This window comes from Enterococcus sp. CSURQ0835, assembly GCF_902706605.1.
GTDB lineage: Bacteria > Bacillota > Bacilli > Lactobacillales > Enterococcaceae > Enterococcus_A.
On sequence record NZ_CACSLH010000030.1, the window covers coordinates 22,015 to 35,202 of the forward strand.

The window sequence follows — 13,188 nt, forward strand, 5'->3', positions numbered from 1 at the left end:
TTTAAAAAAATCGAGAAGGTATTTAAGGAAAATTATGAAAATAAGAATTTGTATACTAATTCTACAATGCGTAAAATTAATAAGAGTAATTCTAATCCCTTCATAAAAAAAGAAAAAATCAAAATCTTTATTTTCTTCTTTTTCCGTTTCCTTAAATTCGCTCTAGTTGAAGAACTATTTTTTTCATCTTTTATTTTCATAAAGAAACTCCTTCTGAACCCAACAGATTTTTAATTTGGGCTTCCCCTAAGAAGAAGAGGTTCAAAAGAGCTCGACCTTCCTGATAATTTCGTGTTCGGAGGGTCCCCTCCGAAGAACACGCGAGGCGCGCGCAGCGCCGAGCCGGAGCTTAGCGCCAGTGTTGTAGCGGGCCATGAGATTAGAATGGTGAGACCATTCCACGAGTATAAAACTCCAATGTAAGGGGGACATACCAGCAGGAGAACTCCTGCTAAAGTTCTTAAAGTTATAATAGCACACAAAAATAAAATTTTCAAATAGCGAATTTTATTTTTGGTATTTATCAAGATAAAGCCTGTCTTCAATTATAAAACTAACCAACAGGTTGAGAATATATTTCAATACACTTTAATTCTAATAATCAATAACATCAATTGTTTCATTACATAAACATAATAGAATAAATAAGAGTTTTTGATCTAGTTTCTTACATCTACTTTTATTGATACGTTAGATAGCTTATTATTACAGTAAGTTCAGTAAATAAGAGATAAAAAATTATACTCTTAGCATATTTATACTGAAAAATTCATTAGTTAATCAACATAGTAAGTATCCATTAACTTCTAACTGGGGTATTTAAAAATAGGGAGGTTGGAACTATAGATTTTTAAAATTTCTAATGCGATTTTTTTATTACATAAATAATAATATACTAAAACCACACAATTGTTCAAATTAAAATATCATGCCAATATTTTAACTAACAAACCTATACTTTGACATAATGTATGTATATTGGGGACAGTCAATCACATGTTAACTATTCAGATGATTCCATGAATGATTACCAGTTGACATGTATCCTTTCTATAAATTTTATGAAATTACAGAAATGCAGATGTCACTCCGTTAATAGTTATTAGCCAGATATATAATTCAATTCAATACTAAAGCTTGCTCTAGAGAGAAGATTAGCATGGATAGCTAACGTGTTCCCTGCCAATGATCTGTATCAAAAAAATCTGATATTACACCACTTAGGATAAACTTTTATATGGATAATAATTTACATTATAAAAATAGAGAAATTGTAAAATGGAATAGCTTTTATTCATCAGATCACACTAAGAAATTAGTAAAAGAAGTAATTCAAAAAAGCTGTCACTAAGAAAAAGTCGCTAATTGACAAAATTGAAATCGAATCTGTTTTTGCGACTGCTAAGCAAAAAGATAGATTAGTTTCAATATAAAAAGAAGGAATCAATCTTGACGAGCATTATCCCCAGATATTATTAGTTTAATCACTGGACATAACGATTTAGGATTTTTTATTGACGGTCAAAAGTGAACTATGATGAAATAAGGAACATTGAGTTAATAAGTTTTCAAAATGGAGTTCATTATAATTTCTTACTATTCCTATAATTTACAACTAAAATACTACCGCAAAAAATATAATGTACTACCTTTAAGATTAAGGTAGTATTTTAGTCAACTACTGTTAAATAGGTATTTATTCAAAACGAATTTAAAGTAGTTTATAATTAACTATTGCTTTGATTAAAGTAGTACATTAAAATCTATATTATAGTAGTTTTCAATATAGATTGGAGGATCAGAAATGAGTGCAGAAAAATTTGTCGTAGGTAATTTTAAGGGTGGAGTTGGTAAATCGACTGCTGTTCAAATGTTAAGTTTTGAGTCAGCTTTTGTTCATAAACAAAAAACTCTTGTAATAGATCTTGATATGCAAGGTAACACTTCGGATGTCTTGAATCTAACACACATGAATTATTCAATAGAAGAAGGTGGTGGCGCTGGTGTTCCCCTTGAATTTGAGTATACTATAAATGATGTCTTGATGTACGGAGTACCAGCTGAAGAGGCTACCTACCAAATTATAAATAATTTAGATGTTATCCCGGCAAACATTGCATTTGAGATGTTTGATGACTGGGTTAAGTCCAAGTATCAAACATCTCTTGAACAATTCAAATATATTGAAGAGAGACTGTCTCCCCTATTTGATAAATATGATCGAATCTATCTCGATGTTCCTCCTTCAATCTCAATTTATAGTAAAGCAGCAATGTATATTGCTGAATGGGTAATCGTAATTTTACAAACTCAAGTTAAATCTATGAGAAATGGAATTCAATACATGGAATACATGGAATACTTTACCGAACAATTCGACACTAGTCTTAAAGTTATCGGTGTGATCCCTTTTATGCTCGAATCCGGAGATGCTGTTGATATTCAAATGTATAAAGAAGCTAAAGATATTTATCAACAACATTTATTAAAAACAGTAGTTTTAAAAAATGCACGTTTAAAAAGATATGATGGTTCTGGAATATCCTTAGAAAAGACTAGTCGTGGAAAAATTGAGCATTGGGATAAACGAGCCCATACTATCTTTCTGGATATTTATGATGAACTTGAAGAACATAAAAAATGGTTTAACTAGGAGGAATAAATAGTGGCAGACATAAGAGATCTTGGTATTTTTAATACCAATAAGGGCATGGCAGCTATAAAAAAAGAATCAGCTACCATCAAAGACAATCCCCCACAAAAAAATAAAGTTATCCCTTCACCCACACCCAGTGAAACTATTCGAAAAAAACAGTCTAAAAGAAGAGTTGGAGCACCGATAAAAAATCATGATCGTGCTTTCGTAACTAGCCAACCAATTAAGCTATCTGCTTTATTAAATTCTATGACTAGAGTAATGGTAGAAAAATATGAGACTAGCTTGACCAAGGATGATCTATTAAGAAAAGCCTTAGACTTTTACATTAAGCAAAATCTAACAAAAGAAGATAAAATTGATTTGCTAAGAGATGTGTCTAGGGATTTAGATGCTTATCGAAGTATCCACCCAACAATTCCGTTAGAAGATGACTACGGTATTATTTTAAAAAGCACAGATGAAATTGAGAAGGAAACTTTGGCTTCTCTGAAAGAACGTTGGGGACTTGAAAATAATCGATAATATATTTATCTACTACCTTAATAATTAAGGTAGTTTTTTTTTGTTAAAAACTTCTTTTAATGACTACCAAAATCGAAATAAAAGTAGTCTATAATTGCCGTTAAAAGTAGTTTGTAATTCCGTTAAAAGTAGTTTGTAATCGCAGATTAAAAACTACTTTAATTCTAATTAAAGTAGTTTTTATCCCCCTATTAAAGTAGTTTAGAATCAACTATAATTCGTTATTAAAGTAGTATGTAATTAATCGTTTTAGGTAAATAATCCTTATTGCATAGTAATTGTGATATAAAATGATCAAATAAAGTAGTATGCAATATGTCATTAAAGTAGTATACAATATGTAATAAAAGTAGTTTGCAATGTGCTTTATAGTAGTAACTAATAGTCAAAATATCTAAATTAAAAACTACTTCAATCCGGATTGAAGTAGTTTTTAATAGGGTATTAAAGTAGTAGTTAAAGCCAATTAAAGTAGTAGTTAATTCCTATTTAAGGTAGTATTTGATAAAGAATGGTTATTTTTCTTCTTGCAGTTGTACAAGTAATTGTGTATTTTAATCAGTGAAAGATACTTTGTTATTTAGAGTGAATGCTTAAATAATAAAGTCCGGAAACAAGAGTAACTACTCATAGTCGCTTTTAATTCATATCAGCAAAAAATATTTCGATATGTCAAACGACTCTAAATTTGAAAAGAGGTTAAAGAATGTCAGAGTTTAAATATTTAAAAGCAAGCAGACTATATAACGAGCTTTACTACCAGTATCCAAAGGTTTTTATTGAAAGTGACACTTATAAAAAATTATCCGAAGGAGCGAAAATTGCCTACATGCTTTTAAAAGCAAAAAGTGAATTTGCAGTTTTACGCCACCAAATTGATCAAGATGGAAATTTGTACTTTGAATTTACTGGAAAAGAAATGGCTGAGATGATGAATTGTAGTGAACGCAGAATTTCCACAATAAAAAAAGAACTAGAAGAATTTAACCTGTTAAAACAAGTACACATGGGGTTTAACAAAAAAACCGGAAAAAATGAAAAGAACCGCCTATATCTTGCCGAACTGGAAGTATCGGATAAAGATGTTTACCTAATGCAACAAAGAGAAAAAAACACTAAAACCATTGATAATAGTGGACTAGCAAATTCTGCTACACGGTCAGAAAAATCCAGAACTCCTAAAATCGTTGATAATAGCGGACTAGCAAATTCTGCTATACGGTCAGAATTTGCTGGAATCATTGATAATAGCGGACTAGCAAATTCTGCACAAGAACTTAATAATTCTTTAGACACTTCTAAGACACCTAAAGACACTGACGAAAAGATCCGTCAGCAAGACTCAATTCTACTTGATGGTTTTGTAGATCTCATGAAGGATAGCTCCATAGATAGCTTTGTTCCAGAAAAAGTATTAAAAGCAATTGCCACTTTCTCCGAAACATTTGCAGAAGCTCAAGCGGCTGTAAGAGCTATTCATAATGCGAAACGTTCTGCTCAAGATCGAAATGGAACATCAATCATATACGAATTAATTCAAGATCAGTTAGGGATAGCTGCTGATCAAAAACTTTATTCAACTATTTTGAAAGCCTACCAAAAGCAAAAAACTGAGAAGGTAAAAAATATGGAGAATGTAATTTTTATCTATACGCGAAACTGGTTCGAAGAAGAAGTTATACCAGCTATAAAATTTTATCAGTCTCAACTTGAGACAAAAAATGAATAGTCGTGCTGTCAAAAAGATCAATTATGAATTCAAAATAGTCAGTTCAATATGTAGAATAATATTTTTTAAAAAGAGCTTTTATTGTTAACTACCTAAATAACATATAATAAATAATTAACTAACAAAAAACAAGTGCTTTAAAACGCTCGTTCTAGTGTAATCACAAGTATTATATATAATGGTGTGTTTGGAAATCTATTTTGAAATAAAATGGTATAAGGATGAATATAACCCCAACTGATCCACATAAAGTCGAGAGAACATATATGGCTCTAAAAGGTTACCAATATGGAACACCTATTATTACTATTCTCATACGGATTACTGGCTAGTGAGACGTCCTCAACTAAATATATGATCTTGTGTCTGTTACAAGAATGCGAATTATGTCAAAAAAGCAATTGTTAAAAATACTAAATATTTACGGTAGCATCGGAATTAATAAATTAGACAAACGATTACAGAAACTCAAGCGGGATGACTTAATCGATAACATTGTGGGTCATATGAAAAAAGGAACTCCCTACTATTACTTTCTAACTAAAAATGAGCACAGTAGTATCGGTGAAATGTATACCATTCTGAAAGCGCCCGTGTACAATTTAAATCAACACCTTGAGACTAACGACTATTTGATTTCAATTTTAACTCTCACACAAAATCATTCGAACTTAAAAAAAGTTTTGTCTGAACACCGCCAAGTACTTCGTGGCTAATTCTATCTTTCAATTGGTAAATGAACGTCAGCTAGAAGTAAACGGGTCTTTTGAAATTGAACAGACCATGAAGACTAGACGACGCTATCGAAATGGTATCTTTCCTAAGTACATTACAAAATTGGAGAAAAAACAGAATGCGAGGCTGATTTGCGTAACGCCATTACCTAGCATAGAAGATGAATTATTACGATTCAAACGACTTTTCACCGCGAAAGAAGAAGTACATCTATTTGAACGGCTGCATGTTTTTTCTGCGAGAGAATTTAATACAGAAGTTCAGCAACTAGTCGCAAATGATTCATTCATTAATATTGGTAGGATTTGGAAATAGAGCTTCTTTTTTTGTTGCTCACACTCCCAACGCTACAACCGTTTAAGGGCAACAAAAAAAGCGGGTAAAAGCCCGCTTTGCTAAATTCAAAATTATGTTTCTAAATTACAACTCAGATTGTTATCGATTTAAAAGTTTTGTATCTTTTTTGATACAAAATCAGCAACTTTCGATCCAAATCACTAGTTTTTCCGTAATGAAGTTGGTATACTATAAATGAAAAGAGAAGTTGCATCAACAACTTCTCTCGACAGTACCGTTTAAGACGGTGGCTTGGTTAATTTAATTATTCAGAAAATAATCGTCCCCCCAGTCAAAGTGGACGGTTATTTTTTGTCGTTTTTGTTAACTACAGTTAAGATCCCGAAGATAATAGTTGCGATTAAAGAACCGAAACCAATCATCAGACCTAAAGCTGATTCAACAGACAACAGGCTTCTCCTTTCATAGACTTTAGAAGTACGATCATACGCACCACCTCGTTTCCGATAGGATAGCCACCGCCACAAACTTTACTGTCTCTTTATTATATCATATCCAAAACTGACAAAACATTGATTTCATCATGTTTTGTCAGTTTTTTGTGTTCAAAAGGGTATCTTCCTTTGCTCACCGTGGAAGAAAGCAGCGTGAATTCAAGAACAGTCCCAAGGCCAAAAAGAATTTCAAATCGATTTTTGTTTGAAGTCCTTCTGAATCTAAAAATGAATACATTTCACCAGATAAATTATTCAACAAAGCAGTCGTGTTTTATCGTGACGATTGCTCCGATTGTAGAAAAATATATCCTTCATTGTATATTCATAATATAGTTCACCATGATATAGTATTTGTAAATATGAATAACATGAAAAACAAAAAATATATTGAAAAATATAATTTAAAAGAAGTTCCAACAATAATTAAAGATAAAAAATCTTACGTAGGTACGAATAGAAAGAGAATACAAATGCTTTTAACAAATGGTGGCGATGATAGATGACTAATCAAGAGTCAAACAGTTTTCTAGATAAGCTTTTAAAATGATATCTATCATTTTAAAAGGAAAAGAAGACTTAACAGTATAAATAAAGGTAGAAAAAGGAAATTGACTATTTTATACGTCTTTTTGTTAGGGTATGTAGGATTCATTATCTATGCAATAGCAACGCCAGATTTAACAAAATATCCAACTATCCAATTAAATAGTTCTTTAACGTTAGGTAATTCCACTGATACCGAAAAAGTGAATTATATTAAATATAATGAAAACAAAAAAATTGTTGAAACAAAGTTGACCATAAATAATGGTAAAAGTACTACTGATATAAATTCAAATAAGTATTATTTCACTGCAAAAACAATTAACAATGATCCAATAAAATTAAAAGTAATCCAAACAACTGATAAAGATTTTGTACTACTCATAAACAATATAAAACCTAACTTCAAAACCTTACTCATTAAAATCTATTTAGTTAGAGATTCAAATAAAACTTTAGATATTGTAAATGACTCTGATAATCCAGATAGTTCAAGTACAGAGAATACTCTTACTGATAATAATTATCCTAGTACTAAACTTTATATCAGTAAAGAAGATAAGTTTACTAACAACAAACTAGCTATTGATACACCAGTAAACTTTTCAATTCAGTCTACAAAATCGAATATAAAAGACTCAAAACAGAAAATCAAAGACCTTAAAGTAAGTATCAAAAAACTGAATCAAGCTATATATGATGTCGAAGTACAAGTAGATAAGATTGATAAGGATAAAGCTTATCGAACAGATGAACAAAACGAAAAAGCAATTGAAGACCGTCAGTAGTTAAAATCTGATATTACTACTTATTCAAAAACCATTAAAGAAAATAAAGACGAGATAAAGAAACAACTTGATGGAATTCATTTAATGAACAAAAAAATCAGCGATCTGAAAAATGGTAAAATTTTAGTAGAGTATTACAAGAATAGTAAATCTAAAGATTTGAAGGAATAAATTAGCATACTCCTAAAAATGTATTACTTTGTATTACAATTTTAGGAGTTTTTTTATGTAATACATTGTATTACTTTTGTATTACTTTGTATTACATTTTTTTGATATTTGCCTTTAGATCAACGTTTTCATTGTAATACAAATGTATTACAATTTCGGTTTTTACCGATTTCAGTAAACTCTTAGAAACGCCGACACTGTCGGCTTAACTGCTGTAGCAGTTAACTGTTTCCCTTATGCTCTTACTCGAATTCTAGTTTTATCGTGAGATTGAGTAAATCAAAGTAAGCTAGTAGTTCTTCGATATTGGGAATATAGCTGTCGAAATTAATTTCTAATTGACACTGGAGACTCAAGTGGCTGGAAGATCTCGCTTTTTTTCATTGAGTCATATTACAATGTTTCGCTTGATTAGCCTAAAGTACCCCCTTTTTTTCCAGAATAATTATATACTTAGTGAAGTCATGCCGAAGAGAATAGTCAAACGAAATGAAAATCAGACGGACATTTTTCGATCAGGTGAAAAGTAAGCCAAGTAAAAAAAAAGAAATTTAAATACTTTTTTCCTCAGAAAAATACTTCCGAAATGGTTTTACAAAAATCAAAAGGGGCTGAATTAAATGATCTATCTAAAAAATGTATCCACATTTGAAGAATTAAAAAAAGCGTATAAAAGAAATGAGTGATAAATTATGTGGTTTAAACATGCAAGATGTCGCTATTGAAATAATTGGTCGTTTCATTTGGTTAACTGGAAATACTAAGCCTCATAAAGAACAGTTAAAATATATGACGTTTCGGTATCCGTCCAAGAAAAAGTTTTGGTACAAAGTGCCGAGTGATTATAAGAAACGTAGTCAAAAAGAGTACAGTATGAATAAGATCAGAGGCAAGTACGGCAGTCAGAAAGTGAAACAATAGCATTTTAAAAAAATAAAAAAGATAGATAGGATTGCTCTGATGATTCGTACATATGTAGTACTAGAATTTTATGATGAAAATGGTAGAAAAAAAGTTGGTTTTGAAAAAATATTTTGTCATCAAAACTTTAAAAAGAAAGCAACGTAAAAAGTGATGATAATAATTTAATCAGTTGGTTGTTTAACGAAAGATATCTATTTAAAATATACCAGTGAAGGATCCCCATAGTACGTTTTATGTTAGCTTGCATACGCCCTCATCCTGATAAAAAATGGGAATGAGCGCACCACGTTTATTCAATGTACTTTGTGGGACAAAAGAGCTGAAGTATTTGTCAGCTACATCCGAAAAGGGGAGATCGTGGAGAATTGACTAACCGAAGTTATAATGATTAGCAAAGCTTAGCACACTATATAACTGAGGTTGTCATCGAGATGTTTGAATTTTTGGAATCAAAAAAATGATCAACGATTGTGAGATAAAAAAAGAACCGGCCACTGGTGTGATCAGTTCAACTGATATGAATATTTAAGAACGAACCGTTAAGCTTTTAAACTTGACGGTTTTTTGTATTTAGAAAATATCAGACTTAGTAATAGATCAGTTAATTTTCCCAAAAATAGTTGCCAATGCAGATCAGGGATTTTCAATTGCACAAAGCAACTTATCAAAACAATCCTACCATCCACCATAATCTTTTGCTGCTAGTCCTTAGATTCATTTTAAAACCTCCTATAATGATGTCAGATGTTCTTGACTTAAATCCCTGCGCAGGTTAATTACGCAGTAGTATGTCCCATATTTGCATAGTTACCTGGGCATTGATCAATAAGTCCCGACGCACTTACGGAGTAGTTGGTGGTACTTTTTGAGTTTGATAAGTTCTGTTTTTCCACGATAGTATTTTTTCCAATATTAGCTATAGCTACCGTAGTATGTATATTTTTGGGACAATTGAATTAAAAAATTACTTTGGATTGGAAAGATCTATCGTAAACTTCGTATCAGAGTTTATAGGCAGCGAGAAAAAATCAGATACCGTCGATCGAACAAACATGAATCAAGTTAGAAGTATAATTATAAAAGTCGAAAATATTCTAATAGAACGTGAGGGGGACTATATGGTTAAAATTTATCAATCTATGTTGAAAAAAGAGTTAACCCAGACTCAAAAATGAATAGTTTTTAGATAGTAACGAACGAAATACCAAGCTATTAATATCGCAAACGAATTAATAGTCCTTTACTTATTTTAGTTTAATTTTCCCAGATAACGGTATATTGTAGTTCTAGATACTTCCCAACGTTCTGCAATTGATTTGATCGGGGTCCCACTATCAGCTAGTGTCTTTATTAATCTTAGATCATCGTTGCTTAATTTTTCCGGCCGGCCACCAAATCTACCGCGTGCTCTGGCAGCTTCACGACCAGCTGCTGAACGCTCTAAAATCAAATTCCGTTCAAATTCTGCAAATGCCGCAAATAAATGGAACATCAATTGTCCGGTGGAACTTGCTTTATCCATTGAAATATTTTCCTGAAGACTGTAAAATGCAATCCCACGTTCGTTCAACTGATTAACGATCCGAATTAAATCCTCCATATTTCTTCCCAATCGATCCAAACGCCAAACAACAATTGTATCCCCTGATCTCACAAATTCTATCGCGGACTCTAAACCTGGTCGATGGCTTTTTGCGCCACTGATATGATCCGTAAAAATTTTATCACAACCAAATTTTTTTAAGCTATCTTCTTGTAAATTTAAATTTTGTAATCCCGTCGAAACCCGGGCGTATCCTATTTTCAAAAAATCACCTTCTTGTCCTTATTATTGTAACATAACTTTAAAACAGGGTATATAACTGAACATAGTTTTTGTTATGGGTTTGTGAACATGAAAAGTGTAGTTTAAGAATAAAAACTGATCAAGAATAAAAGTGTTCAGAAATGGGTCATATTCTGAACACTTTATTTTTAATTATTAAAACAAGTATCATTTAATTATATTTAATATATTATATGTTACTAAGTATAATTAAAAGAAAGGAGTGATAATATGATTATTACAAAATCTAGATTACAAGGGAGCTCTATAGTAGTAACTCTTCCTACTGATAATGGAGAAAAACCTGAAGCAAATCAAGAATACATTGTGCTATATGATGCCGATGGAACTATTACATTAGTTCCTAAAATTGATGATCCATTTAGTAACGTAAATGAAGGTGATATTGTTTGGATCGATTTTGACTCGTCAGCTGGAAAAGAAATTCAAAAGAGAATACCTGGACTAGTTGTTTCACGCTATGAATTCAATCGCTCGACAATGTTTGCCGTCGTGTGCCCCATTACTTCAACAATAAAAAAATTACCTACACGCTATTCGTTGCCAACTGAACTTGAAACGAGTGGGCAAGTTTTGATTTCGCAGTTAAGATCATTGAGTATATTTTTTGATGCGAAGAAGCAGTTACACAAACACCACTGCACTGTCCGTATTACTATTATCTGCATGTGTAACTATAAAAGCATAATTTACAATCATAATGTCTTTATGTGAGGGGGAATATGGTCTCAATTTCTATTACAGCATACATTATTATGTTTATAAGTATTTACAAGTATCAAGAAAATTCTAAAAGGATTACATTTGATGGATGGCTATCTAACTATACTAATGATAAAAAAAGGCCTTTATTTCGATTATTTGTGGAATTGCTTCTATACTAACTATATTTGTAACTCACCTAATTATAAATAACGTTTTTACGACTATTTATAATCCTATCGAATATTTTTATTCCATTGTCACTAATTTTATTTTTTATTATACAGGAAGTCTAAGTCTTTCTATGATTTATAACCCATTTGTGCTTAAGTATAGTTGAAAAATGTAGATAACATTATAACTAGTTATGATGAAACATATTATGCTCAGTCAGGAAAGAGCATTAAGTTGCACTTTAGGTCAATACAGAGAGATAATCAGCAAACATACCGAGAAGAAAGTTTCCCAAAAATACAGCCAAGAAATTGGAAATAAAGTAAACACACGTAACTAATTATCAGTTATTCGGTGATTACAATGTAAGTAGCGAATAACTTAGTACCTACAAAAGTTAGACATCTCCTCTTATACTTGAAACATCAAGTATAAGAGGAGATGTCTTTTTGTATGATTTAAAAACCACCTGCTATGCGGGTGGTTCCAAAAAGCTTTTAGCGTGGTATCAAAAAATCCTCCCAAAATGATAAGATAATGCTGGTTGACCGACCGCATCACTATCAGATTAGGAGGAACCTTTATGAAAAAGGATAATGAAAGTTTAGCACATACAACATGGAGATGTAAGTATCATATTGTCTTTGCCCCAAAATACCGAAGACAAATCATTTATGGAAAATATAAAGCAAGTATTGGAGAAATCATTCGGGAATTATGCGCACGAAAAGGAGTAGAGATCCTAGAAGCAAATGCCTGTAAAGATCATATTCATTTGTTGGTAAGTATTCCACCAAAATTGAGTGTCTCAAGTTTTATGGGATACTTAAAGGGAAAAAGCAGTTTGATGATTTTTGATCGACATGCTGAATTGAAATATCGATATGGGAATCGAAAATTTTGGTGTCGCGGGTATTATGTGGATACGGTAGGACGAAATAAGGAAAAAATAGCAGAATATATTCGTAATCAGTTACAAGAAGATTATGTAGCAGATCAACTAACCTTGTTTGAAGAATATGATCCGTTTACAGGAGTAAAAAACAAGCGAAAGTAGAGAGATTCTTTTAGAATCAGCGAGTAGAAGTGGTGCGGAAGGGAGACCTTTCAGAGGGCCTTTTAGGCCGTGGCCGGCAATAAAGGCTTTCAGCCGAAGAGCAAACCACCCGTTCACACGGGTGGTTTTGATTATTTAATGATGATACTTTTTAGAATGGGAATCATTGAAGTACATAATGAAAAGCTCTGTTGATTTCTTCTCAAATCAAGAAAGAGAGCATATCTACTATTCAATAAGACTATCGATCTCGCTAACGAATAAAATTTTATCAAAGAAACTTAAATATAGTAGTTACTCCGACAGACAACGCACCGATTCCTCGTTAAAGTGTGAAACATCATTCTATATCCAAACAGAGCAGAAACGCTCTATAGCTATTGTAATTGAAATCGTAAAAAGTTACATTAAAAACTACACTAGTGTTGCACAAATAATTTCAGAAAAATCTGAAAACTATATTTCATTCAAAATTGCCCAAAAATCAAATGCTTACGCAGCGGATGACTTTTATTCCAGAAATTGTACGTTTTATTAAACTGAA

The 13,188-nt window shown here is 31.7% G+C and carries 9 protein-coding genes and 2 pseudogenes; 8 read left to right on the top strand and 3 right to left on the bottom strand.

What is annotated here, in order from left to right; all coding sequences use genetic code 11:
- Positions 1–32: 32 nt before the first annotated feature.
- A complete protein-coding gene (locus GVJ38_RS11345; RefSeq protein WP_159723267.1) occupies positions 33–200 on the bottom strand; it encodes a hypothetical protein in 168 nt (55 codons plus the stop codon).
- Between the two features lie 1,604 nt (positions 201–1,804).
- Between GVJ38_RS11345 and GVJ38_RS11350 the strand changes: the two genes are divergently transcribed.
- The 3 genes from GVJ38_RS11350 (at position 1,805) to GVJ38_RS11360 (ending at position 4,910) form a co-directional block, all read left to right on the top strand.
- Positions 1,805–2,653: a ParA family protein gene (locus tag GVJ38_RS11350; protein WP_159723268.1), complete on the top strand. Its 849-nt coding sequence runs from the start codon at positions 1,805–1,807 to the stop codon at positions 2,651–2,653.
- A gap of 12 nt (positions 2,654–2,665) precedes the next feature.
- Complete coding sequence (locus tag GVJ38_RS11355; protein WP_159723269.1) at positions 2,666–3,181, top strand: hypothetical protein; 516 nt, start codon at positions 2,666–2,668, stop codon at positions 3,179–3,181.
- A 706-nt stretch (positions 3,182–3,887) separates the two neighbouring features.
- Positions 3,888–4,910, top strand: a complete 1,023-nt coding sequence (locus GVJ38_RS11360; RefSeq protein WP_159723270.1) for a replication initiator protein A — start codon at positions 3,888–3,890, stop codon at positions 4,908–4,910.
- A 1,376-nt stretch (positions 4,911–6,286) separates the two neighbouring features.
- Here GVJ38_RS11360 and GVJ38_RS14485 read toward each other — a convergent pair.
- Positions 6,287–6,455: pseudogene (locus tag GVJ38_RS14485) on the bottom strand (putative holin-like toxin).
- 250 nt (positions 6,456–6,705) lie between these two features.
- On the opposite strand from GVJ38_RS14485, the gene GVJ38_RS14490 reads away from it, so the two are divergent.
- Complete coding sequence (locus tag GVJ38_RS14490) at positions 6,706–6,942, top strand: thioredoxin domain-containing protein (protein ID WP_159723271.1); 237 nt, start codon at positions 6,706–6,708, stop codon at positions 6,940–6,942.
- Positions 6,943–7,047: 105 nt separating this feature from the next.
- Complete coding sequence (locus GVJ38_RS11375) at positions 7,048–7,770, top strand: hypothetical protein (protein WP_159723272.1); 723 nt, start codon at positions 7,048–7,050, stop codon at positions 7,768–7,770.
- A 2,344-nt stretch (positions 7,771–10,114) separates the two neighbouring features.
- Here the strand turns inward: GVJ38_RS11375 and GVJ38_RS11385 are convergent.
- Complete coding sequence (locus GVJ38_RS11385) at positions 10,115–10,672, bottom strand: recombinase family protein (RefSeq protein WP_159723273.1); 558 nt, start codon at positions 10,670–10,672, stop codon at positions 10,115–10,117.
- A 249-nt stretch (positions 10,673–10,921) separates the two neighbouring features.
- On the opposite strand from GVJ38_RS11385, the pseudogene mazE reads away from it, so the two are divergent.
- The 3 genes and pseudogenes from mazE to tnpA all read left to right on the top strand — a co-directional run.
- Positions 10,922–11,086 (top strand): annotated as a pseudogene (gene mazE, locus GVJ38_RS14335) (type II toxin-antitoxin system PemI/MazE family antitoxin); the annotation flags it as partial.
- A complete protein-coding gene (locus GVJ38_RS14340) occupies positions 11,060–11,425 on the top strand; it encodes a type II toxin-antitoxin system PemK/MazF family toxin (protein WP_442896058.1) in 366 nt (121 codons plus the stop codon). The pseudogene mazE and the gene GVJ38_RS14340, both read left to right, overlap by 27 nt.
- A 745-nt stretch (positions 11,426–12,170) precedes the next feature.
- Positions 12,171–12,644 carry an IS200/IS605 family transposase gene (gene tnpA, locus GVJ38_RS11395; RefSeq protein ID WP_159723275.1) on the top strand — a complete coding sequence of 158 codons (474 nt, stop codon included), beginning with the start codon at positions 12,171–12,173 and terminating at the stop codon, positions 12,642–12,644.
- Positions 12,645–13,188 lie beyond the last annotated feature (544 nt).